The 20,931-nt window shown below is 68.1% G+C and carries 24 protein-coding genes and 1 riboswitch; of the genes, 10 read left to right on the top strand and 14 right to left on the bottom strand.

From position 1 onward, the window contains the following. Positions 1-6: 6 nt before the first annotated feature. Positions 7-732: a PIG-L deacetylase family protein gene (locus ACFFGN_RS06750; RefSeq protein WP_380044453.1), complete on the top strand. Its 726-nt coding sequence runs from the start codon at positions 7-9 to the stop codon at positions 730-732. A 298-nt stretch (positions 733-1,030) separates the two neighbouring features. Here the strand turns inward: ACFFGN_RS06750 and ACFFGN_RS06745 are convergent, their stop codons facing one another. Further along, positions 1,031-1,936 carry a DUF1648 domain-containing protein gene (locus ACFFGN_RS06745; protein ID WP_380044452.1) on the bottom strand — a complete coding sequence of 302 codons (906 nt, stop codon included), beginning with the start codon at positions 1,934-1,936 and terminating at the stop codon, positions 1,031-1,033. Beyond that, positions 1,933-2,283, bottom strand: a complete 351-nt coding sequence (locus ACFFGN_RS06740; RefSeq protein WP_380044451.1) for a GntR family transcriptional regulator — start codon at positions 2,281-2,283, stop codon at positions 1,933-1,935. The genes ACFFGN_RS06745 and ACFFGN_RS06740 overlap by 4 nt, the downstream gene beginning before the upstream one ends. 104 nt (positions 2,284-2,387) lie before the next feature. Here ACFFGN_RS06740 and ACFFGN_RS06735 point away from each other — a divergent pair, with 104 nt between their 5' ends. Next, complete coding sequence (locus ACFFGN_RS06735) at positions 2,388-3,131, top strand: alpha/beta fold hydrolase (RefSeq protein ID WP_380044450.1); 744 nt, start codon at positions 2,388-2,390, stop codon at positions 3,129-3,131. Positions 3,132-3,225: 94 nt separating this feature from the next. On the opposite strand, the gene ACFFGN_RS06730 is transcribed toward ACFFGN_RS06735, so the two are convergent. After that, positions 3,226-4,551 (bottom strand): C1 family peptidase, encoded by a 1,326-nt coding sequence (locus ACFFGN_RS06730; protein WP_380044449.1) that lies wholly within the window; start codon positions 4,549-4,551, stop codon positions 3,226-3,228. 92 nt (positions 4,552-4,643) lie between these two features. Beyond that, entirely contained in the window at positions 4,644-4,805 is a 162-nt protein-coding gene (gene rpmF, locus ACFFGN_RS06725) for a 50S ribosomal protein L32 (protein ID WP_380044448.1), read from the bottom strand. A 236-nt stretch (positions 4,806-5,041) separates the two neighbouring features. On the opposite strand from rpmF, the gene rpsR reads away from it, so the two are divergent. Further along, complete coding sequence (gene rpsR / locus ACFFGN_RS06720) at positions 5,042-5,233, top strand: 30S ribosomal protein S18 (RefSeq protein ID WP_446685170.1); 192 nt, start codon at positions 5,042-5,044, stop codon at positions 5,231-5,233. A gap of 126 nt (positions 5,234-5,359) precedes the next feature. On the opposite strand, the gene ACFFGN_RS06715 is transcribed toward rpsR, so the two are convergent. Both ACFFGN_RS06715 and ACFFGN_RS06710 read right to left on the bottom strand, forming a co-directional pair. Next, positions 5,360-6,007, bottom strand: coding sequence for a response regulator (locus tag ACFFGN_RS06715; RefSeq protein WP_380044446.1), 648 nt, complete (start codon positions 6,005-6,007; stop codon positions 5,360-5,362). Further along, the gene (locus ACFFGN_RS06710) at positions 6,004-7,368 is read right to left on the bottom strand and encodes an ATP-binding protein (protein ID WP_380044445.1); all 1,365 of its coding nucleotides are present in this window, start codon (positions 7,366-7,368) and stop codon (positions 6,004-6,006) included. Before ACFFGN_RS06710 ends, ACFFGN_RS06715 begins: the two co-directional genes overlap by 4 nt. A gap of 183 nt (positions 7,369-7,551) precedes the next feature. On the opposite strand from ACFFGN_RS06710, the gene ACFFGN_RS06705 reads away from it, so the two are divergent. The 5 genes from ACFFGN_RS06705 to ACFFGN_RS06685 all read left to right on the top strand — a co-directional run bounded on the left by ACFFGN_RS06705 (position 7,552) and on the right by ACFFGN_RS06685 (position 11,644). Continuing rightward, complete coding sequence (locus ACFFGN_RS06705) at positions 7,552-8,910, top strand: PspC domain-containing protein (protein ID WP_380044444.1); 1,359 nt, start codon at positions 7,552-7,554, stop codon at positions 8,908-8,910. Continuing rightward, entirely contained in the window at positions 8,907-9,095 is a 189-nt protein-coding gene (locus tag ACFFGN_RS06700) for a hypothetical protein (protein ID WP_380044443.1), read from the top strand. Before ACFFGN_RS06705 ends, ACFFGN_RS06700 begins: the two co-directional genes overlap by 4 nt. 50 nt (positions 9,096-9,145) lie before the next feature. Then, positions 9,146-9,346: a cold-shock protein gene (locus ACFFGN_RS06695; RefSeq protein WP_380044442.1), complete on the top strand. Its 201-nt coding sequence runs from the start codon at positions 9,146-9,148 to the stop codon at positions 9,344-9,346. Positions 9,347-9,915: 569 nt separating this feature from the next. Next, positions 9,916-11,067, top strand: coding sequence for an L-histidine N(alpha)-methyltransferase (locus tag ACFFGN_RS06690; RefSeq protein WP_380044441.1), 1,152 nt, complete (start codon positions 9,916-9,918; stop codon positions 11,065-11,067). A 1-nt stretch (position 11,068) separates the two neighbouring features. Continuing rightward, positions 11,069-11,644 carry a hypothetical protein gene (locus ACFFGN_RS06685; protein WP_380044440.1) on the top strand — a complete coding sequence of 192 codons (576 nt, stop codon included), beginning with the start codon at positions 11,069-11,071 and terminating at the stop codon, positions 11,642-11,644. A gap of 109 nt (positions 11,645-11,753) precedes the next feature. Here ACFFGN_RS06685 and ACFFGN_RS06680 read toward each other — a convergent pair whose 3' ends face one another. Genes ACFFGN_RS06680 through ACFFGN_RS06670 form a run of 3 tightly spaced genes read right to left on the bottom strand, consistent with a single transcriptional unit; the run spans position 11,754 to position 14,671 of the window. Beyond that, positions 11,754-12,773, bottom strand: coding sequence for a zinc-binding dehydrogenase (locus tag ACFFGN_RS06680; protein ID WP_380044439.1), 1,020 nt, complete (start codon positions 12,771-12,773; stop codon positions 11,754-11,756). A 39-nt stretch (positions 12,774-12,812) separates the two neighbouring features. Next, positions 12,813-13,733 carry a serine hydrolase gene (locus tag ACFFGN_RS06675; RefSeq protein ID WP_380044438.1) on the bottom strand — a complete coding sequence of 307 codons (921 nt, stop codon included), beginning with the start codon at positions 13,731-13,733 and terminating at the stop codon, positions 12,813-12,815. After that, complete coding sequence (locus ACFFGN_RS06670; protein WP_380044437.1) at positions 13,733-14,671, bottom strand: LysR family transcriptional regulator; 939 nt, start codon at positions 14,669-14,671, stop codon at positions 13,733-13,735. The genes ACFFGN_RS06675 and ACFFGN_RS06670 overlap by 1 nt, the downstream gene beginning before the upstream one ends. 109 nt (positions 14,672-14,780) lie before the next feature. Between ACFFGN_RS06670 and bla the strand changes: the two genes are divergently transcribed. After that, positions 14,781-15,689, top strand: a complete 909-nt coding sequence (gene bla, locus ACFFGN_RS06665) for a class A beta-lactamase (protein WP_380044436.1) — start codon at positions 14,781-14,783, stop codon at positions 15,687-15,689. 114 nt (positions 15,690-15,803) lie between these two features. Here bla and ACFFGN_RS06660 read toward each other — a convergent pair whose 3' ends face one another. The 3 genes from ACFFGN_RS06660 to ACFFGN_RS06650 all read right to left on the bottom strand — a co-directional run bounded on the left by ACFFGN_RS06660 (position 15,804) and on the right by ACFFGN_RS06650 (position 18,827). After that, a complete protein-coding gene (locus tag ACFFGN_RS06660; RefSeq protein WP_380044435.1) occupies positions 15,804-16,079 on the bottom strand; it encodes a ubiquitin-like small modifier protein 1 in 276 nt (91 codons plus the stop codon). Next, on the bottom strand, positions 16,076-17,344 hold the full coding sequence (gene thrC, locus ACFFGN_RS06655) for a threonine synthase (protein WP_380044434.1): 1,269 nt from the start codon (positions 17,342-17,344) through the stop codon (positions 16,076-16,078). Before thrC ends, ACFFGN_RS06660 begins: the two co-directional genes overlap by 4 nt. An 11-nt stretch (positions 17,345-17,355) precedes the next feature. After that, positions 17,356-17,497, bottom strand: a riboswitch (SAM riboswitch). Positions 17,498-17,894: 397 nt separating this feature from the next. Then, the gene (locus tag ACFFGN_RS06650; protein WP_380044433.1) at positions 17,895-18,827 is read right to left on the bottom strand and encodes a DNA-3-methyladenine glycosylase family protein; all 933 of its coding nucleotides are present in this window, start codon (positions 18,825-18,827) and stop codon (positions 17,895-17,897) included. Positions 18,828-18,907: 80 nt separating this feature from the next. Between ACFFGN_RS06650 and ACFFGN_RS06645 the strand changes: the two genes are divergently transcribed. Continuing rightward, positions 18,908-19,336, top strand: a complete 429-nt coding sequence (locus ACFFGN_RS06645; protein ID WP_380044432.1) for a hypothetical protein — start codon at positions 18,908-18,910, stop codon at positions 19,334-19,336. Between the two features lie 209 nt (positions 19,337-19,545). Here ACFFGN_RS06645 and otsB read toward each other — a convergent pair whose 3' ends face one another. Further along, positions 19,546-20,382 (bottom strand): trehalose-phosphatase, encoded by an 837-nt coding sequence (otsB, locus tag ACFFGN_RS06640; protein WP_380044431.1) that lies wholly within the window; start codon positions 20,380-20,382, stop codon positions 19,546-19,548. A gap of 4 nt (positions 20,383-20,386) precedes the next feature. Beyond that, positions 20,387-20,929 (bottom strand): LytR C-terminal domain-containing protein, encoded by a 543-nt coding sequence (locus tag ACFFGN_RS06635; protein WP_380044430.1) that lies wholly within the window; start codon positions 20,927-20,929, stop codon positions 20,387-20,389. Positions 20,930-20,931: the final 2 nt, after the last annotated feature.

Here is a 20,931-nt window from a genome sequence, read left to right as displayed (position 1 = left end):
GCTCGGATGACGATCCCGATCGCGAACCCCCGTCCCGACACCGAGATCGAGCGTGTCCTGGCCATCGTCGCGCACCCCGACGACCTCGATTTCGGCGGCGCCGGCACCGTCGCGACCTGGACCCGCGCCGGGATCGAGGTGACCTACTGCATCGTCACCGACGGCCAGGCGGGCGGTTTCGAGCCGGACCGCGATCGCGCCGAGATGCCCGCCGTACGACGGGCCGAGCAGACCACGGCGGCCGCCCACGTCGGCGTCCGGGACCTCCGGTTCCTCGGGTACGTCGACGGCCGGCTGGAACCGTCGTACGAGCTGGTCCGCGACATCGTGCAGGTGATCCGCCAGGTCCGCCCGCACCGCCTGCTCGGCCAATCCCCCGAGCGCAACTGGTCCCGCCTGGCCACCTCGCACCCGGACCACCTGGCCACGGCCGAAGCCACCGCGCGCGCGTTCTTCCCGGCCGCGGGCAATCCCTTCGCGTTTCCCGAACTGGCCGAAGAGGCGTGGACCGTCGACGAGCTCTGGATGATGGAACACCCGGAGAAGAACCACTACGTCGACATCACCGAAACCTTCGACGCCAAACTCGCGGCCCTGCTCTCCCACGAAAGCCAGCACGCCGATCCCGCCCAGATCGAAACCATGATCCGCGAATGGCTGACCACCAACGCCCAAGCCGCCGCCCTCCCCACCGGCCGCCTAGCCGAACCCTTCACCATAATCCGCCTCTAACCGACCAATTCGGCATTCATTCGCCACAATCCGCCTAGGATCCCGTCAAAAACTTCCCGACGGTCGGACGCGGAATTTCGGGTCCGACCGTGAGAAACCTCCCGCGACGGTCGGACGCAGAACGCCGGGTCCGACAGCCACGGTGGGCCGATGCAGGTCCGCCTACGAGGAGCACGGCTTCCGGCGAATGAATGCCTACGGTGGGGGCGTCATCCGGTGGGTCAGAAGGGTCCGATGATGGGCGACACGCCGGGTAACAAGGGTCCGATGAACGGTATGCGACACGCCGCGCAGGCTGTTAGTGGGGGGTTAGGAGGGTGTTCAGGAGGGCGGCGGGGGGTTCGGGGGTGTCCAGGGTGATGGCGAAGCGGGTGTTGTTGGTGAGGTCGAGGACTAGGCCTGGGCCGCTTCGCAGGATGAGGCCGCGCTTACCTGGAGTTACGCGATAGCCCCAGCCGCCCCACTGCATCGGGTTGATCTGCTCGACGCCGGCTTGGCGGATCTCGGCGAGCGGGATGTTGATGCGTACGCCGGGGCCGAAGACCACACGCAGGCCGTTTGCGTCGACGCGCAGGGTGGCTCGTTGCAGGACCGCGCCCGCGACCGTCACCGCCAGCACGCAGATCCCGATGAAGGCGTCCACCGCGAGTACGAGGATCAGTCCGATGACCGCACAGCTGATCGCCAGGGCGGCGAAACCGCGGGAGCGGATCTCCGTCACGTAGACGGCGCGTTCGCCCGGCGCGAGGTCGAGCCGTGGCAGGTCCGCGTCCGGCTCCGCGTCGTCGCTGCGGACTGGAACCGGCCAGAGCAGGCGGACCAGCGCGGGCCCGGCAAAGGCGACTACTAGAGCGATAAGTAGGCCCAGCCACGGCAGGTCGGTACCGGCTCTGTCGCCGAAACCGCCCGCTACAAAGGCTGTGAGGACTGCGAGGGATCCCATCAGGTACGCCGCGAAGGCGCAGGCGGTGATGCTCCAGCGGGCCGATTCCACCCGGGCGAAGCCGAACGCGGCAGCGGTGGCTCCAGCCGTCACGGCCAGGTTGAGCACGGTGAAGGCCGTCAGGCCCATCGTGCGGTCAGCCTTGCCGCGGGCGTTCCAGTGGCTCGGCAGCGGGTCAGGGAGATCCGCCGTGAGCAGGACCAGACCTACCGCGAGCACCGGCAGGCAGATCACCGCCAGTGCCAGAACCTTTCGCATCATGACGTCCTCCTCAACAGGTCGGCGACTTCCTCGGCCGACATCCCCAGCCGGCGGCCCTCCGCCAGCAGTTCGCGAACCAGCTCCGCCATCCGGCCGGAGGCAGGACTGGCGTTGTGACTGACAGTGGCACCCCGGCCACGGCGTAGCTCGATCAAGCCCTCGTCGCGAAGTGCGGCGTAGGCCCGCAGTACCGTGTGCATGTTGACGCCGAGGCCCGACGCGAGTTCCCGGGCCGGCGGTAACCGATCGCCGCTTTTGACCGCGCCGGACGCGACCGCCGCCCGGACCTGGCCGGCGATCTGGTCGGCCAGCGGTTCCTTGGCCGTCAGGTCCACCTTCAGCAACATAGTTCGTATCGTACTAGAACAATGCCGAGAACAATAACCGGTTGCCGCTCCAGCGCCGGACAAGCCATGCTCCCGGGCATGATCAACTTCCAAGAGGTATGTGTATGACGATTTTCCACCAGGTCCAAGGCACCGGGCCCGCCCTGCTGTTCGTTCACGCGGGCGTCGGCGATTCCCGCATGTGGGCCGCCCAGCGGGACGACCTGGCCAAGGACCACCAGGTGGTGACGCTGGACCTTCGCGGGTACGGCGAAACGCCTCTCCCGCCAGGAACGAAGTACTCCGACGCGGACGACGTACTGGCCGTCCTGGACGCGCTAGGCCTCGAAACCGTCACCGCCGTCGCAGCGTCGTACGGCGCGAACGTGGCACTGCAAGCCGCTAGCCACAAGCCCGAGCGGTTCAACCGGCTCGTGCTCTTCTCGCCCCCTCTAGACGGGGTGGACGCGACTGACGATCTCCGGGCCTTCGCCGGCCAGGAGAACGCACTGCTCGAGGCTGGGGACATCGACGGCGCCACCGAGCTCAACGTACGGACGTGGCTCGGCCCGGAGGCCGGCGAGGACGCCCGGGCGCTGGTGACCGAAATGCAGGCGCACGCGTTCCGAGTCCAGATCGCCGCCGGGGACGACATCGAGAACGCGGACTACGAGGTGCAGCCTGAGCGCATCACCGTGCCCGTCACGGTGTACGACGGCGCGCACGACCTCGAGTTCTTCCACGACACCACGAAGTTCCTGGCCGGGGCTCTGCCGAACGCCGAGCTGGTCACCCTGCCCTGGGCGGGCCACCTCGCGGCCCTGGAACGCCCGGACGAGACCACCGCCCTGATCCGCGCGGCCCTGTAATCAAGGCATTCTCCGCGCGGCCCTTGTAATACAAGGCATTCCAAAGCAGGGGCACCTTGGACATCAGCCCAAGGTGCCCTTGCTTTTGACAACTTCAGTCCGCGAGAGCGCCCATCGGGTCCCACGCGGGCAGCACGATCGGCTCGTCGTCGAGACGGGCCTGCAACTCGGCCGGCAGCGCCGAACGCCGAACCGCGATCTCGAACACGTGCTCACCGAACCACGAGTCGTTCATGGTCCAGAAACCGCTGTCGGCCTTCTCGTCACCCCAGCTGTTCTCGACCCGCCAGCGCCGCGGCGCGCCGTCGACCACGTCCACGCCGGTGAACAGCATCGCGTGCGTCATCAGCGTTTCGTGGTGCAGCAGTCGCTCGGCCTTGTCCAGGTCGAACTTGGTGTCGTACACGGACTCGTAGTCGAACAGCGCCGCGTCCCAGTAACCGAGCTCGGACGACATCTGCTTGCCGACGTCACAACCGAACCAGACCGGCTCACCACCGACGATCGCGTCCATCGCCAGCTGCTTGATCAGGTCCATCTCGACGTTCAGGTAGACCACCGGCGGCGCGTCGATGACGTTGCCCAGGTACTCCACGGTGAAGGTCCGGCCGGCCGGGCTCGACTCGCGCGGGTCGTGCACCACGCAGACGTAGTCCTCCAGCGGAACCGTCACGTACTTGGCGGCGAACTCGGCCGGCGTCAACCAGCCGTCGCGGTGGAAGCCCTTGTCCACGTCCTTCCACTGCCACAGGAACTTCTGCGGCGGCGTACCCAGGTGGATGCTCAGCACGCGGTGCACAACCGTCAGCACCTCCTGCTTGCGCGTGCGCTGCGCCTCGGCGTCGCCGGCGAGCTTGCGCAGATCGCGCGCGCCTTGGCGCAGCACCTTGCGCAGAGTCTCGTTCATCGCGGCGGTGCAGGACGAGCTCTCCGTCTCCGGCATCGCGGTCTTCGGAACCAGGCCGTGCTTGCGCACCAGCGCGATGAACATGTTCCACTGGCCGCCGTCACCGATCGGGTCGGACAGCAGATGCGCCACGGTCCGGTCATCGACGTCGCGGTCGGAGGTCTCCAGCGCCGCCTCCAGGAAGAAGTTCGAACGTTCGAACTTGTCCCAGAACAGCAGGTAGTTCTGCGAGAACTCGAAGTCCTTGACGTTCAGCTTCTTCGCCGCGCCGGTCCGCAGCAGGTTCAGTCCGGCGAACAGCCAGCAACGGCCGCTCTTCTTCTGGTTGGTGACCTTCCAGTCGTCCAGCAGGTTCGACACCGAATGGTCGAGACCGGTGACGACCCGGCGATCGAGGGCGATCTCGTTCACGGGCGTCTGCGTGACGGCGTTCTGCATCACCCGATACGAGGGCTGGGCCGCGAACTCTTTCTCGAAGAGTTCAAGCTGTTCGGCTGTGAGGTTGCGCTCCATGAGAGTCGACGGTATCTCAGCAGCAAAGGCCCTGGCGCTCCTGTCGGGGTGGCGAATCTGTGCCAGGGCGTAACTTCGCCACCCCTGCGGCTTCAGCTGATCAGACCGCGCTGGTAGGCCCGGACCAGCGCGCGCGGCACCCGGATCTGCTTGCCGTCGACGGTGATCGGAACCAGATCGACCGGCGCCGCCTTCCACTGGGCCCGGCGTTTGCGGGTGTTGGAACGCGACATCTTGCGCTTCGGAACGGCCACAGCGATCTCCCTCGACTTGCCTGTTCGGGTACCGATCACCGATGCTAGATGAAAACGACTTTCAACACCAACAGCCCGTACGGCGTACCGCCACGGCTGGTTCGCCGTACTCGCCCGCCTGGTACGACGAATTCGCCGGGCCCGCCGTACTCTCCTGAGAGGTTCGAACCGTGGCACGACGCACCCCGCCGGATGGCGGCCGCAAGTCCGGCCCCCGCAAGCCGAAGGCGAATCCCCTGATCCGCGACGGCATCGAGTACGTCGACTACAAGGACACCGCGTTGCTGCGGAAGTTCATCTCCGACCGCGGCAAGATCCGCTCCCGCCGGGTGACCGGATTGACCGTGCAGCAGCAAAAGCAGGTGGCCCGCGCGATCAAGAACGCCCGCGAAATGGCCCTCTTGCCGTACACCTCGACCACCCGCTAGCACCGCGAAAACGTCCGCGGGCTTTGCCGTACAGCGCAAAGCCTGCGGACGTTCTGATGGTCAGAAGAGTCCGATGAACGCCGACACGCCGCGTCACAAGGGTCCGATGAACGCCGACACGCCGCGTCAGACCAGGCGGCGGTCGGTGGCCCAGCGGGTCAGTTCGTGGCGGTTGGAGAGCTGGAGTTTGCGCAGCACGCTGGAGACGTGGGTCTCGACCGTTTTCACCGAGATGAACAGCTCGCGCGCGACCTCCTTGTAGGCGTAACCACGCGCGATCAGGCGAAGCACCTCGCGCTCGCGCTGGGACAACCGGTCCAGGTCCTCGTCGACCGCCGCGATGTCGATCGCGCCGGAGAACGCGTCCAGAACGAAACCGGCCAGCCGGGGTGAGAAGACCGCGTCCCCGTCGGCGACCCGGCCGATGGCGTCCACCAGTTCGGTACCGCTGATGTTCTTGGTGACGTAACCGCGGGCGCCGGCCCGGATCACGCCGATCACGTCCTCGGCGGCGTCGGATACCGACAGCGCGAGGAACTTGACCTCGGGATGACGCTGGTGGACCTGCTTCATCACCTCGGTACCACCACCGCCGGGCAGGTGCACGTCCAGCAGTACGACGTCGGGCTCGCCCGCCACGATCGCCTTCACCGCCGAGTCCACGTCGGCGCCCTCGCCCACGATGTCGACCGAGGCGCCGATCTCGCTGCGCACACCGGCCCGGAACATGTCGTGATCGTCGACCACGACGACCCGCCTCTGCACGCCGCTCATCTGTCCATCTCCAGTCGTACTTCGGTTCCCGTGTCCGGATTCGACCGCACGGTAGCGCGGCCGCCATGCCGTTCCATCCGGCCCATCACACTGTGCCGCAACCCGAGCCGGTCTTCCGGCACCTGGTCGGGGTCGAATCCCTTGCCGCGATCGCGAACGAAGATCTCCGCCCGGTCGCCGTCCACCTCGACGAACACGTCGATCTTGTCCGCGCCGGAGTGCTTACCGGCGTTCACCATCGACTCGCGCGCCGCCCGCACCATCGACGACAGGCCCTCGGTCAGATCGCAGTCCCCGACCGTGACCACCTCGATCGGCAGGCCGTGCGCGTCCTCGACCTCGGCCGCGGCGCGTTTCACCGCGGCCGCCAGGGTCTTGTCGTCATCGTCGGTCTCGTCGTACAGCCAGGAGCGCAGGTCCCGCTCCTGGGCCCGGGCCAACCGGGCGACGGCCTTCGGGTCGTGGGCCTGCTTCTGGATCAGCGCGAGCGTCTGCAGCACGGAGTCGTGCAGGTGCGCGGCCATGTCGGCTCGCTCCTGGGTCCGGATCCGCTCGCTGCGTTCCCGGGTCAGGTCGCGGCTCAGCCCGTGGATCCACGGGCCGGCGATCAGGCCGACACCGACGATGGCCAGCAGCAGCGCGACCAGTACGTCGCCGAGCATGGACAGCTTGCCGACCTGAACCAGGTACAGCGTGACGGCGCCCGCGATCAGCAGCATGCCGACCGTCAGCCGCATGATCGGGCCGAATCCCCGCTTGCCGACCAGCAGACCGAGGAACGGCACGCGCGGATAGACCTTCGACCACTCGTTGCGCTGATTCTCGTCGGCCTGCCGCCAGATCAGCGCAAGGCCGGTACCGGCGATCACCATCGGCCAGAAGAGCTTGCCGGCGACACCGAGGCCCATCACCTGCAGCAGCAGGAGCAGCCCGGCACCGAAGATGATCATGGCGGCGGGCTGGCCGCGATTGCTGGTCTTGGCACTCGGGTCCGGGCCGCTCGGCTTCGGCTGTTCCGTGCGCAGGCCGAACTTGGTCGCCGCGTCCAGACCGGGCGCGGCCGGAGCCGGGCCGGTCGGTGCCAGCGGCATCAGGAACCACAGCGTCGCGTAGATCAGCACGCCGAAACCGCCGAAGATCGTGACCAGCACAAACGTCAGCCGGACCGAGTGCGCCGAGATGCCGAGGTGGTCCGCTACCCCGCCCGCGACGCCGCCGATGTAGCGGTCGTAGCTCCGGCGGTACGCGCGCCGAACCGCCGGCGGGTCCTCCACCGGCGGCGTACGGGGCGCGTCCGGCGCGGCGGCGGGACCGCTGGGGTCCTCCGACGGCGCGGCGGCGGCGTGGGCTGGCTGTGTCATCACCACGATCGTCACACGCCGGACGGGCCGAAACCAGCGGGCACTCCCGGAGCGGCACCTCAACCGCGCGCACACGGGGTCAGGGTTGCACCCAGGGTCAACCCCGAGCCGAGGCGGCAGCCGGGGTCACGGAAGGGTCATCCCCGATGTCATCCCGGCCGGGTACGCGACACTATCGGTGTCATGGAGCAGAACTCGAGCGGCCGCGAACCGGCCGGTGGTTTCGACCGGGATCGGCTGCGCGCCGTGCAGAACTGGCGGCGCAGCCGGTCGGACCGGTTGATCGCGGGCGTCTGCGGTGGCGTCGGTCGCGCGCTCGACATCGATCCGGTCCTGGTCCGGGTGGTCGTCGGCGTGCTGGTCGTGCTCGGCCCGGGCCTGCCGTTGTACCTCGCGGGCTGGGCGTTGATGCCCTCCGCGGGTTCGGACCGCTCCGTCGCGCAGGATGTACTCGGTGACCGGGTCCGGCCGGATCACCCGTGGCTGTGGCCGACGGTGATCGGCATCGGGGTGTTCGTGGCGATCATCGTGTCGTCCTCGGTCGACTCGGGCCCCTTCAAGCTCGGCCCGCTGCTCGTTATCGGCGCGATCTGGTACGTCTTCTTCTACAAGAAGGGCCCGCGCTCCCAGCGGCCAGGTCAAACGCCTCCGGTCAGCCGGCCGGGCCCGCCGGTCGCTCCTCCCATGCCGACCCCGGGTACACCGCAGGCCTGGACCACCCCTGGTACTCCGCAAACCGGAAGCCCTCTGGGCAAGCCGCAGGATGGCAGCACCCTGGGCAAGCCGCAGGACGGGACCACGCTGGGCAGGCCGCAGGACGTCCCGCGGCCTCAGGACTCTCCCACCACGTCGGTGCAGCCGGTCTGGACGGAGGACGACCCGCTCGGCCTGTACGTCGACGAGCCGCCCGCGCCGCGGCAGACCTCCGCGCCGGTCGTCGTACCGGCGCATCCCGGACTGCGGATCGTGAAGCCGCTGGTCATGTCGGCCACCCTGCTCGCGATCACGATCGCCTGGATCGCGCAGGCCTCACTTCCGTTGATGCTGGCCATCGGCCTGGCCACGCTGGGTCTCGGCATGATCCTGGGCGGTTTCGCCGGGCGCACGCTCGGCCTGCTGCCGCTCGGCATCCTGCTCGCCCTCGGAGTCGCTGCCACTCAGGTCTTCCCGACCGTGCCCAAGGTTCGCGAGATCAACTACGTGGCCTCGCCGCAGACCCCGATCACGGCGGACCTGCCCGCGTTCGCGGTCGACGCCGGCACCATCCGGATCGACCTGACCAAGGCGGAGTTCTCGCCCGGCGCGAAGGTGGTCGCGACCAGCAAGGCCGGGGAGATCGTCGTCGTACTGCCGAAGGATGTTGACGTGACCGGACTCGGCAAGGCCCAGATGGGCGCCATCCAGGCCTTCGGCGGTAGCAAGGGCGGGTACGACTTCGACCAGCAGTTCTCGGATCTGGGCGTGGACGCCAAGGCCGGACCGGCTTCGGTACGACTCGAACTCACCGTCACCACGGGCAGCATTGTGGTGGAGCGCCGATGAGCAAGCAGCGCAAGTTCCGTCCCGACGCGGCCGGCGTGATCGCGGGTGCCCTGCTGGCCGGCGCCGCCGGACTGTGGATGTTCGTCAAGTACGGCGTGGTCAGCGGCGCGAATCTCGGCATCGGGGTCGCCCTGCTGCTGGTGGTCGCCGGTGTGATCGGTTTGTTCGCCTCGAACCGGAGTTGATGTTCTAAGCTCGGGGCATCCGATTTTCACTCGGCAACGGGAGATTCGAGATGGTGCGCGGCACCGTGAAGTGGTTCAACGCCGACAAGGGCTACGGCTTTCTCGCGATCGACGGCCAGGACGACGTGTTCGTGCACTGGAGCAAGATCGTGTCCGACGGTTACAAGACCCTCGAAGACGGCCAGCAGGTGGAGTTCGAAGTTGTCGACGGCCCCAAAGGCCGCGAGGCCCAGGACGTCAAACCCATCTGACCCACTCCCCACCACCCGCTACCGCCGGGCGGGATGGTTCAGGGCGGTGACCACTTGAGGTGGGAGAAGTCCCCTACTGGCGCGAGTGCTCGCGTCTGACGGGTGGACGACCTTCGGGCAGTGTTCGGCTGGCCGACTGGTGCCGGACAGGCCGGCTACCAGGTTCTTTGTCCGCTACCTGGTTGGAACCGGGTAGCGGACAAAGAACCTGGTAGCCGGCGAACTGAAACCCGATAGTCGTCCTGAAACCCGGCAGCCGCGGTGGACGGCCCCCGCGCAGCGGCCAAGAAGTTGGGCCACGGGGCGTCCTGCGAGAAGTGGTCGCGTGCAGACGCGTCCACTCACGGCAGGGGTAGTGCGACAAGTGTTCTCGGCAGAAGGGCTGACGCCCACTCACGAGTGGACGCGTCTGCACGCGACCACTCACGGCAGAACGGCTGGTGTCCCCCACCAGTGGACGCGTCCGCACGCGACCACTCACGGCAGGCGGCGACGGGCTTGTTCGGCGCGCGCCGGGGCGTGCTTGCCGATAACCTGACCCGACACTGACCGTTGGGCGAGGGGTGGATGTGAACGAACCGGTCAACGTGATCCGGAACCTCGAGAAGGCGCTGGCCGACGACGATTTCGACTGGTCGTTGCTGCTTGTCGGCGAGGACCAGACGGACAAACTCGCCGCGCTCACCAGTGACCTGCGCGCCGATCACTCCGAGACCGGTGACGGCAAGCAGATCAGCTCGGGCTTCTCCTATTTGGGCATCGGCCCGACCATCGCCTGGGCGCATGCCGTCAGCGACCCGTTCTACCTGGTGATGAAGGCGGGCGCGGAGTCGTTCGTCCGGCACTGGCGCAAGATCCGCCCGCACGTCGCGAAGAACGGGTTCCACTTCGTCAGCCTCGGGGTCGGAACCGGTCAGAAGGACCGGATCATTCTCGAGGACCTGCGGGCGGCGAAGCCCGATCTGTTCTACCTCCCGGTCGACATGAGCTCGGAGATGCTGCGCCTCGGGACGCACGAGGCCGTGCGCGGGATCCGCTTCCCGATGTCCCAGGTGCTGTCGGTGCAACTCGACTTCTCCCTGGCCGACAACATGGAACAACTGGCGGAGATGTTCGCGCGGCTGGTCGGTGACGATCCGTTGCTGTACACGCTGACCGGGAACACGCTGGCCAACTTCGACAGCGACGAGGAAGCCCTCGACACCATCAGCAGCGTGCTCCGGCCGCAGGACCGGTTGCTGCTCGAGGTCGCGACGACCACCCGGATCGACGCTGAGGCGATGAAGGCGGCCGCCGACGAGTACCACCAGACCAGGGCCTTCACCGAGTTCGTCACCAGCGCCCTGCGCTACAACACCGATCTGACCATCGATCCGGCGATGGTCCAGTTCTGCGGGTTCATCGAGGACGACGACGCGCTGCTGGTGAAGATCATGTTCCAGAACAGTGGCCCGGACGACCTGATGATGGGTCTGCCCGATCACACCGAGGTCGCGCTCAAGCCGAAGGACACGATCCGGCTCTACACCACCCGCAAGTTCTCGGCGAAGCGGCTGGACCGGTTGATGGCCGCCTGCGAGCTCACCTTGGTGGAGAACGCGCACTCGCAGTTCCGCCGGACCCGCAAGCCCACGCCGTTCGGCCTGGATTTGTTGCTGTTGGCCCCCAAGTCGGCGACCACCGGCAAGCGCTCCGTCGCCGACGAGATGTGGGCTCGCTGAGTTGTTCAAGGACGCGGGAGTACGACGGACCACCGTCACGGTACTGACGTACGGCCTGCTGGCACTGGCCTTCGTACTAGGTGTGGTGTGGTTCCTCTGGCCCGACAACAGCCGCTGGGAACCGGCGGTCAACTCGCTCACGCTGGTCGCGGGTCTGACCGGCATCTTCGTGGAACGGCTCACCAGCGAGGCCGAACGGCGCAGCGAGATCCTCCGCGCCGTGCGCGACGAGCTGGACGAGAACCAGCGGCTGCTGAACGACGAACGCTTCACCACGGAGAACGGGCGGCGGCGGCAGATCTACCCGCGGCTGATCGTATCCGCGGTCGACTCGGCCCTGGTCTCGGGAATCCTGGCCCGCCAGCGCGAGGCCGGTCTGGCCGATCAGCTGCACCGCTGGCGCGACACCGTGCACGAGTTCAACCGCCGCCTGGACCTGACCGAGCTGCGTACGTTCGCCGAGACCATCTCCGACGAGGAGCTCGAGAACTTTCAGCGCGCCCTCCGCGGCCCCGACAGCTACCTCACCGCCACCCGCGAACGCCTCACCGCCCTGATCACCTCGCTCCCTGGCTGACTTACCTCTTTCGTACATTGGCCGGAGTACACCGTCACCGCCGCCTGCCTGCGCGGATTCGCTGAGCTTTGGAGGGCGGATTCCGGCGAATGAACGAATAAGACGGGGCTTACGGGTGGATGACAGTGACTCCGGCGGTGGCGTTCGGGGTGGTGAGGGACGCGAGGGCGTCGGGGACTGCCGGGAGGCCGATCGTGCGGGTGACCAGGTCCGCGGGCTTGAGGTTGCCTTGGGCAACTAGGTCGAGCATCTCCGGGTACGCGTGCGCGGCCATCCCGTGGCTGCCGAGCCACTGCAGTTCCTGGCCGATCAACCGCGACACATCAAGCTGTACGCCGGACGGCAGCAGGCCTACCTGAAGGTGACGGCCTCGCGGCCGAAGGCTTCGCAAGGCCTCCTGGACCAGCTGGTTCGACCCGAGCGCGTCCATCGTCACGTCGGCGCCTCCGCCGGTCAGGTCCACCAGTCGCTCGGCGTCTGCCGTGTCGACAACGTGCGCGGCGCCGTACCGAGTGGCCAACGCGAGCGCGGCGGGATTGGTGTCGACGGCAACCACCTCGGCACCGAGCGCGGCCGCGATCATCACGGCGGACAGGCCGACACCACCGCAGCCGAAAACGATGAGCTTCTCCCCGGCCTGGATCCGGCCGACCTGGTGCACGGCCCGGTACGACGTGGCGAACCGGCAGCCGAGGCCTGCCGCCGTGTCGAAGGCGAGTTCGTCGGGTAGCCGGACCAGGTTGACCTCGGCGAACGGCAACGCGACGTACTCGGCGAACGAGCCCCAGTAGTTGAAGCCCGGCTGGAGCTGGTTCGGGCAGACCTGGTGGTTGCCGTCGAGGCACTCCCGGCATTGGCCGCAGGCGCAGATGAACGGCGCGGTGACCCGATCGCCGACGTTCCATCCGGTCACGCCCGGCGCGATCGCCGCGATGGTGCCGGCCAGTTCGTGACCAGGCACATGCGGCAGCACGATATCCGAGTCGTGCCCCTGCCAGCCGTGCCAGTCGCTGCGGCACAACCCGGTCGCCTCGACCCGCACCACCACTCCGCCGTCCGGCACCTTCGGGTCCACCACGTCCGCCACCACGGGCGGTACGCCGTACTGCTCGATCAAGATCGCACGCATCGGGCCATCCTCATCGAAGCGACTCGAGCGGACAACCGCTTAGGTTCGCAGGGTTTCGAAGGCGGTGCGGGCGGCGGCGCCGATGGCCAGGTCGATGTCGTGGGCGATATCGGCGCGGCGCTGGGACCGGGTCAGGGCCGCGATGGCGATCCGGTCCCCCGCGTCGGACGTGACGACGCCGATCTCGTGGCGGAGGTGGAGGAAGGTGCCGGTCTTTCCGCTGACCCGAACGGTGTCGAGCAGTAGATCGCTCGACAGGCGATGGTTGAACAGCTGCAGGCCCATCAACCGGCGCAACTCGGCCGTGGCCGAAGGCTGGGAGACGTGGTCGAGCCAGATCCGCTCCAGTACGTCGACGAGGGCCGCGGCAGTTCCGGCGTTGGCGTGGGCCGGGTCAAGGGTCTCGATCGAGTAGAGGCCGACGCCGTCATCCCGGATGGCCAGTTCCATCGCGAGGCCGAAGTCATCCCCCGCGACTCCGGCGACACACTCGTACATCCGTTGCAGGCGATGCCGCATGCGAATGCCGGTGATCCCCCACTCCCGCAGGCGGGCGTCGATGGCCTGGACGTCGATGAGGTCCAGCAACGCGTCCGCGCTGGCGTTGTCGCTGAGGGTCAGCATCTGGTGCAGCAGATCGCCGACCGCGGCGGTAACCGGGTAGCGGAAGGCGGCCAGGCCGGTCGGCCCGACGCTCTTGGTCGCCGGGTCGATGGTGATCGGCAGGGCGGGATCGAGCTCGCCGGCCGCGATCGCGTCGAGCACCACCAGCGCGAGCGGCACCTTGATCACCGAAGCCAGCGGAACCACCGTGTCGACGTCGAAACCGAACTCCTCACCGGTGTCCAGGTTGCGCGCGAGCAGATGGCCATCCGCGCCAACCTGCTGCCAGTGGCTGTGAATGGCCTCCGCGACGCCGAGCAGTTCCGCCCGGCTGGCGACGTACGCCGGATGGCTCATCAGTGGGCCGCCAATCGGGTGCGAAGGTCGGTTTCGGTCTGCGCGGTGGTTGCCCTGCTGCCGGTCGTCTCGGCGAGCAGCGGTTCGAGCCAGTCGAGCTCGGGGGTTTCGCCGAGGCGCCGAGTCCCGGCGGCCAGCTCGTACCCCCGATGCAAAGCCGGATCCGCCAGGGCCGCCCAGGTCAGCCCGTGCCGAACGGCCACCGACTCGGCGCAAACCAGCAGCGCGCCTCCCGCGAGGGCCTCGGCCACCGCTGCCGCGATCGAGGCGGCTTCGCGTACTCGTCCCTCGGGCAGTCCCGCCCGCGCGACGGCCTTGCGGAACCGTTCCGCGGCGAAAGCGATCCCGTCTTCGGCCGTAACCAGGATCGTCGGCGCCGATCCAGCCGGAGCGCCGCGGCGAGGCCTGAGGTCCTCCAGGTGAACCGCCCGCCCCGGCAAGGCCGTCAGCGGTACGGCGGACGCCAGCCCGAGCGGTACGCCGTACGCCGCGGCCTCGGGTGGAACCCGCACCAACGCGAAGGCCAGCGAACCGTCGGCCAGCCCGGTGGCCCGCTGCTCGGCCGGTAGTTCCTGTACGGCGAGGGTGATGCCGCGCTGGGCGCCGGCCCGGATCGCCCGGGCCAATGCGGCCGGATCGCAGTCGGGCGGTACGCCGAGGGCGTGCGCGGTCGAGGTCAGGGCCGTACGCGCGGTCTGCCGAAGGTGGTCCACCCGGCTCAGGATGTCCTTGGCCTGCGGCAACAGGAGATCCCCGAGCGCGGTGGTGGTGATCTGGCGCCGCGACCGGTCGAACAACTCGCCGCCAAGGTGCTGCTCGAGCACTTTGATCCGCCGACTGAGCACGGGTTGAGCCACCTGCAGCACGTCGGCTGCCACGGAGAAGCTGTTTTCCTCCGCGATCACGACGTACGCCTCGAGATGGGCCAGCAGATCCACGAGTCTTGTATATCAAAAAGCTATTGGAGGTTGCTCCATATCGCTTGGACATGGGAGGTGGCCCGCTGATTGGCTCAGAGCGAGTTTCCACCTCGCGAATGGAGTGCCGATGATCCGCGATACCCCGCTTTCCCGCCGTTCGCTGCTGGGCGCCGGACTGGCTGTTTCGACCGCCGGTTTGCTCGCTGGCAATGGTTTCAGCCTGCCCGCGATGGCGACCGGTTCGGTTCGCAACGAGCTCAGTACGTTGGAGCGCGAGCACGACGCCCGGCTCGGCGTGTACGGGCTCAACACCCGTACGGGCGCGACGGTGGCCTACCGGGCTGACGAGCGGTTCCCGATGTGCTCGACGTTCAAGACGCTCGCGTCCGCGGCGATCCTGCGGGACCGGGACTGCAACGGCGAGTTCCTCAACAAGGTGATCCGCTACACGAAGAAGGACCTCGTCGCTGGCTCTCCGATCACCCAGGAGCACGTCGGCAAGGGCATGCGCGTGGCGGACCTGTGCCACGCTGCGATCTGCTACAGCGACAACACGGCGGCCAACCTGCTCCTGCGCCAGCTAGGTGGTCCGTACGGCGTGACGCGGTTCTGCCGTTCGATCGGCGACTTGCACAGCCGGCTCGACCGGTACGAGACAGAGCTGAACACGGCCATCCCTGGCGACGTACGAGACACGACGACGCCTAGTGCGATGGGGGCCAACTTGAGGCGGCTGGTCCTCGGCAACGCGCTGAACGAGCGTGACCGGGAACAGCTGACTGCGTGGCTCAAGGCCAACACCACAAGCAAGAAGCGGTTCGGCGCGGGTCTGCCTAGCAACTGGGTTCTCGGCGACAAGACCGGTTCGGGCGACTACGGCACGGCCAACGATGTCGGGGTGGCGTGGACGACTGCAGGCACTCCGCTCGTCCTAGCTGTCTACACCACGAAACACACCAAGGACGCGGTCTGGGACGACGCCCTGATCGCCAAAACCGCCCGCATCCTCGCCAGCACCTTGGCGCCCGGCGAGTAGGCCCAACCACTGGCGTTCATCGGTCCGAATCCACCCTCTGTGCCGCCGCGGACCTCTTGAAGGTCCGCTGCGGGCGAGGGCGGATTCGACCGACGAACGCTAAAGGTGAGTGGCTCAGCCGCCGGCGACGGCGGGGATGATGGAGACCTGGCCGCCGTCCTTGATCGGGGTTTGCAGGCCCTCGGAGAAGCGCACGTCGTCGTTGTCCACGTAGACGTTGACAAAGCGGCGCAGCTCGCCCGCCTCGTCCAGCACGCGCGACTTGATGCCCGGGTACGAGGCGTCGAGGGACTCGAGCACCTCGCTCAGGGTCGAGCCGTCCACGGAGACCTCGGATACGCCCTGGGTGTAGGGCCGCAGGATGGTCGGAACGCGCACACTCACACTCACTGCAGACCTGCCTTCACAAATGCGTCGTACGTCGCGGGAATGGTGACCTTCGGGCCGACCCGGTCGGCGACGGCGTCGAGCGTCTTCAGCCCGTCGCCGGAGTTGATGATGACGGTTTCGGCCTCGGGATCGAGCTGGCCGGTCGCGAGCAGCTTCTTCAGCGTCGCGACGGTCACCCCGCCCGCGGTCTCACCGAAGATGCCCTCGGTGCGGGCCAGCAACTGGATGCCCTCGACAACCTCTTCGTCGGTCACGTCCTCGACGGCACCACCGGTACGGCGGGTCACGTCCAGCACGTACGGCCCGTCGGCCGGGTTACCGATCGCCAGGGACTTCGCGATGGTGTCGGGCTTGACCGGCTTCACCACGTCGTGGCCGTCGCGGAAGGCCTGCGCGACCGGAGAACAACCCGTCGCCTGCGCGCCGTACACCTTGTAGTCGCACGTGTCGACCAGGCCGAGGTTCTGCAGCTCGGTGAAACCTTTGTCGATCTTGGTGAGCTGTGAGCCCGAAGCGACCGGCACGACGATCTGCTGCGGCAGGCGCCAACCGAGCTGCTCGGCGATCTCGAAGGCCAAGGTCTTGGAACCCTCGGAGTAGTACGGCCGGACGTTGACGTTGACGAAGGCCCAGCCCTCTTCCTCGCCGGCGATTTCCGAGGCCAGCTTGTTCACGTCGTCGTAGTTGCCGTCGACGGCCACCAGGGTTCCGCCGTACACCGCGGTGGTGATGATCTTGGCCCGCTCGAGGTTGCTCGGAATGAAGACCACCGAGCGGATACCGGCCCGGGCCGCTGCGGCCGCGACGGCGTTCGCCAGGTTGCCGGTGGAGGGGCACGCGAAGACCTTGAGCCCGAGCTCGCGGGTGGCGCTCAGGGCGGTGGCGACGACCCGGTCCTTGAAGGAGTGGGTCGGATTGCCCGAGTCGTCCTTCACCCAGAGGGTCTTCAGGCCGAGCTCGCGAGCCAGGTTGTCCGCCTTGACCAAGCGGGTGTAGCCGGGCTCGGTGTTCGGGAAGCTCTCCACGTCGGTCGGAACCGGCAGCAGCGGCTGGTAGCGCCAGATGTTCTTGGGGCCGGCCTCGATCTGCTCACGAGTGACCGTGCCATAGGAATAGCCGACCTCGAGAGGACCGAAACACTCCATACAGGCGTAGTACGGGCCGAGCGGCGACTGTGCTCCACAAGCGCGACAGCTCAGGTGCGTGGCATTGCCGAAGGCGCCTTCGCGGATGGTGTGGGTCTCGGGAGCGGTGGTCAGGCTCATGCGGAGTTCCCTCCTCATCTTCCCCGCATCCGGATCTCGGCACGGGACGGATTTGGCACCGTTCCGCCGCCGAACACCTCCGGATCGAGGCGTCAACGGGGAGGGTTGCCGGGACTTCAACGGGCCGTTTCCCTCAGTCCCTCTGGATGAGCACGACCGAGATTACCCAACCCATCCCACATTCCGTCCCCCGATCCCACCATCCGAGACCCCAGATCTCACCACCCCCACCCCCGCCCCGCCGCGCTTCCCGTTCATCGGACGCTAGTTACCCGGCGTGTCGCCGTTCATCGGACGCTTGTGACAGGGCGTGTCGGCATTGATCGGACGCTTGTGACCAAACTTGCCCGAGCCGCCGCCGGAACCACGATCGGCCGGGATCGTCTCGTCGGCCTTTCGCCGCGGTTCTGACCGGCACGCTGGTGCTGGCAGTCCATGGCCGGATCTCTGGTCAGAAGGGTCCAGTGAACGGCGACACGCCCTGTCACAAGGGTCCGATGAACGGCGACACGCCGGGTAACTAGCGTCCGATGAACGGGATACAGAGGGGTCAGCGGAGGTGGTGGGTGGCGCCGGGGGTGTGGGTGGGGAGGGACATGCGGGGGCCGTAGCGGGGGTGGCCGGGGCCGGCTAGTTCGAGGAGGCGCTGGACTCGGTAGCGGTGGCCTCGGTATGGCTCGATGAGTTCGGCGGTGGCGTCGTCGTCGAGTTCTTCGCCGGTCAACGCATACGACACGTTGCGGGACACGTGATAGTCGGCAAACGAGAAGGCGTCGGCATCACCGTGCGCCCGCTGGCGGACCTCGGCGGCGGTCCAGACCCCGACGCCCGGCAAGGACCGCAGGGCCCGTTCCACCTCGGTCGAATCGGTTAGAGCCAAGGTACGTTCGAGAGCCTTCGCACGGGTGGCCGCGGTGATGACGACGCGCGAGCGCTTCCCGTCGACTCCGGCGCGCAACCACATCCACGACGGGATCAACCGCCACTGCTCGGGGGTAGGCGGCACGAAGAGTTCGGCTGGCCCGGGCGCTGGTTCGCCGTACGTCTTGATGAGGACCCTCCAGGCGCGGAAGGCCTCCTTGCCGGTGACAACCTGCTCGATCCCGGCAGCGGCCATCGCCTCGAAGACGGCCCGGGTCTTCGGCACGCGGAAGTACGCGAACCGGCGCGCGGCGTGGGCCAGTACGTCGTGCTGCGGCTCGAACCCCTCCCAGCTGTCGGAATCACCCAGCAGCTCGGGCACACCGTCCAGCGCCCAGGCCGCGCCCGGTCCCCAGGCCTCGGCGTCGATCTCCCCGAGCGCGTCGTACGGCGTGAGGCGGAGCAGGACCGGGCCGTCCGGCGTGTGAGTGGCTCGCCAGACCGTGCGGGTGTCGCGATCGAACCGGTACGTCGGATCGCCCGCGCCTCGCCGCAACGCGCCGATCAGCAACTGCGGATCGGCCGGTCGCCCGGGCACCCATCGCCGCTTCACCGAAGTCACCGCTCCAGTCTGCCTGCCGGCACCGACAAAGCCGCGCGCGCGGGCGGGACAAGGCCATCCGGGGCGCTCATACTCGGGGTATGACGGGGTGGCAGCGGGTCAAAGTGGTGGTGAACTTACTCAATCTGACCACGCTCGCCGGGCTCCTGGTGGCGCTCATCGGGCGGGCGAAGCTCAGCCGTGGACCGCGCGGTCTGCTCTACGGGACGGGGTACCGCCTCGGCTTTCCGGTCGCGGGCGCCTTCACGCTCGGCAACGTGGTGCTGACCAAACACGACCGCTCGTACTTCGACAACAGCCCGGCCCTGGTCCGCCACGAGGAACGGCATTCCTGGCAGTACTTCTGCCTGATCGGCCTGCCGATGCTGCCGCTCTACGGCCTCGGCGCGGCCTGGTCGTTCCTGCGCACGGGCTGCCCGGCCTCGCGCAACCCCTTCGAACGGCTCGCGGGTCTGGCCGACGGCGGCTACAACGAACGCCCCTTACGGCCGCTCTTCCGCCGCGCCTAAAGCCTGCGCGCATGAAGTCGTCGCACATAAGCCCGCCGCGCGGGAAGCCGTCGCACATAAGCCCGCCGCGCATGAAGCCGTCGCACATAAGCCCGCCGCGCATGAAGCCGTCGCACATAAGCCCGCCGCGCGGGAAGCCGTCGCACATAAGCCCGCCGCGCGGGAAGCCATCGCGTATCAAGCCCGCCGCGCGGACAACATGAGGTGGTCTAGGCGCGAGCGGCGATGGCGTCGGCGAGGGCGGTGAAAACCGTGACCACGCCGGCCGGATCGTCCACCACGATGTCGGCGGCGTCGGCCACCTCGGTCGCGCCGGACGAACGGGCCGCCACGAGTACGGCGTACAGGCCGTCGGCGCGCATCGCGTCGATCGCGGCGAAGGCGGCCAGGTCGCCGAGGTCATCCCCCGCGTAGAGCACCGCCTTCGCATCGGTCTCGGCCACCAGGCGGCGCAGGGCTACTCCCTTGTCGACGCCAGGCGGGCGCAGCTCGAGCACGAGGTTGCCCGGTTCGAGCCGCAGGCCAACGCCTTCGGCCAGTTCGCCCAGGGGGTCGCGCAATGCCTGGAAGGCCTCATCCGGAGTCGGCAGCCGCCGGGTGTGCACCGCGAGCGAACTGCCCTTGTCCTCGATGAACGCGTCGGGCTGACCGAGCGAACGCAGCAATTCGGGCAATTGGGCCCGCGCCGTCTCGACTCCGGGCGGCACCGGATCGCTCGTCACCGCTCCGGTGGTCGCGTCCCACCGCTCGAGGCCGTAGTGCCCGAGGACGACGAGGGAGCCGAGCCCACCGTGGGCCGTCACGCCGGACAGTTCGGTGGCGACCAGCGCGGGCCGGCCGGTCACGATCGCGACTTGGCGCAGCGAGCGGCTCAACCGGGCCAGGGCGTCCAGTGCCCCGTCGATCGGGCGGGACATGGTCGGATCCGGGACCAGCGGCGAAAGCGTGCCGTCGAAGTCCGAGCCGAGTACGGCGGAGGCCGGGTCGGCGACGATGGCCTCCCAGCCGTCGCGTCCGGCCGAGGTCTTCAGTTCGAAGGTGCTCACCAGGTCAGCCCGGGTAGTCCGCGGTGAGGATCACCGTCAGCCGGTCGGACTTCATGTTCTCCAGCGAGTCCTTGATCCGGGCGACGCCCAAGGTGGTCGCCAGTTGCTGGGCCTCCGCCTGCATGCCGGGCGGGTAGTAGACCGTGCTGGTGACGATCTTGCCCTTCCAGTTGTCGAGGCCGGCCACCTTCCAGCCGTCGGCGCGGGCCTTGTCGGCCACCTGCTGGGCCAGGCCCTTGCGGCGGGTGTTGTTGTACACCTCGACGGGTGGTCGCCGATCGACGGGCACGCTCACCGTCGGCGTCGCGGCCGGGGTCACCCGCGCGGTCGCGGAGGCCGAGGGAGTCGGGGCGGGGGTGACGGAAACCGAGACCGTGGTCGTGGTCTTGACCACGGAAGGCGGCGGTTTGGCGGCACTCTCGCTACCGCGGGTGCCGAAGAGGAAGAGCAGTCCCGCCACGATCGCCACCACCGCGGCGACGGCGACCAGGGACGAGAGAACCTGACCCCGCTCATCGCGGGTACGGGCGCCGTCGGCCGGTGTCATGA

This window comes from Kribbella deserti (assembly GCF_042434725.1).
GTDB lineage: Bacteria > Actinomycetota > Actinomycetes > Propionibacteriales > Kribbellaceae > Kribbella > Kribbella deserti.
The sequence above is the reverse complement of the archived record's forward strand: the minus strand, read 5'-3'. Positions and strand labels throughout refer to the sequence as shown.

Coding starts and splice junctions, on each gene's coding strand:
- ACFFGN_RS06750 (WP_380044453.1), top strand. CDS start 7: ATGACGATCCCGATCGCGAACCCCCGTCCCGACACCGAGATCGAGCGT.
- ACFFGN_RS06745 (WP_380044452.1), bottom strand. CDS start 1,936: ATGATGCGAAAGGTTCTGGCACTGGCGGTGATCTGCCTGCCGGTGCTC.
- ACFFGN_RS06740 (WP_380044451.1), bottom strand. CDS start 2,283: ATGTTGCTGAAGGTGGACCTGACGGCCAAGGAACCGCTGGCCGACCAG.
- ACFFGN_RS06735 (WP_380044450.1), top strand. CDS start 2,388: ATGACGATTTTCCACCAGGTCCAAGGCACCGGGCCCGCCCTGCTGTTC.
- ACFFGN_RS06730 (WP_380044449.1), bottom strand. CDS start 4,551: ATGGAGCGCAACCTCACAGCCGAACAGCTTGAACTCTTCGAGAAAGAG.
- ACFFGN_RS06715 (WP_380044446.1), bottom strand. CDS start 6,007: ATGAGCGGCGTGCAGAGGCGGGTCGTCGTGGTCGACGATCACGACATG.
- ACFFGN_RS06710 (WP_380044445.1), bottom strand. CDS start 7,368: ATGACACAGCCAGCCCACGCCGCCGCCGCGCCGTCGGAGGACCCCAGC.
- ACFFGN_RS06705 (WP_380044444.1), top strand. CDS start 7,552: ATGGAGCAGAACTCGAGCGGCCGCGAACCGGCCGGTGGTTTCGACCGG.
- ACFFGN_RS06700 (WP_380044443.1), top strand. CDS start 8,907: ATGAGCAAGCAGCGCAAGTTCCGTCCCGACGCGGCCGGCGTGATCGCG.
- ACFFGN_RS06695 (WP_380044442.1), top strand. CDS start 9,146: ATGGTGCGCGGCACCGTGAAGTGGTTCAACGCCGACAAGGGCTACGGC.
- ACFFGN_RS06680 (WP_380044439.1), bottom strand. CDS start 12,773: ATGCGTGCGATCTTGATCGAGCAGTACGGCGTACCGCCCGTGGTGGCG.
- ACFFGN_RS06675 (WP_380044438.1), bottom strand. CDS start 13,733: ATGAGCCATCCGGCGTACGTCGCCAGCCGGGCGGAACTGCTCGGCGTC.
- bla (WP_380044436.1), top strand. CDS start 14,781: ATGATCCGCGATACCCCGCTTTCCCGCCGTTCGCTGCTGGGCGCCGGA.
- thrC (WP_380044434.1), bottom strand. CDS start 17,344: ATGAGCCTGACCACCGCTCCCGAGACCCACACCATCCGCGAAGGCGCC.
- ACFFGN_RS06645 (WP_380044432.1), top strand. CDS start 18,908: ATGACGGGGTGGCAGCGGGTCAAAGTGGTGGTGAACTTACTCAATCTG.
- ACFFGN_RS06635 (WP_380044430.1), bottom strand. CDS start 20,929: ATGACACCGGCCGACGGCGCCCGTACCCGCGATGAGCGGGGTCAGGTT.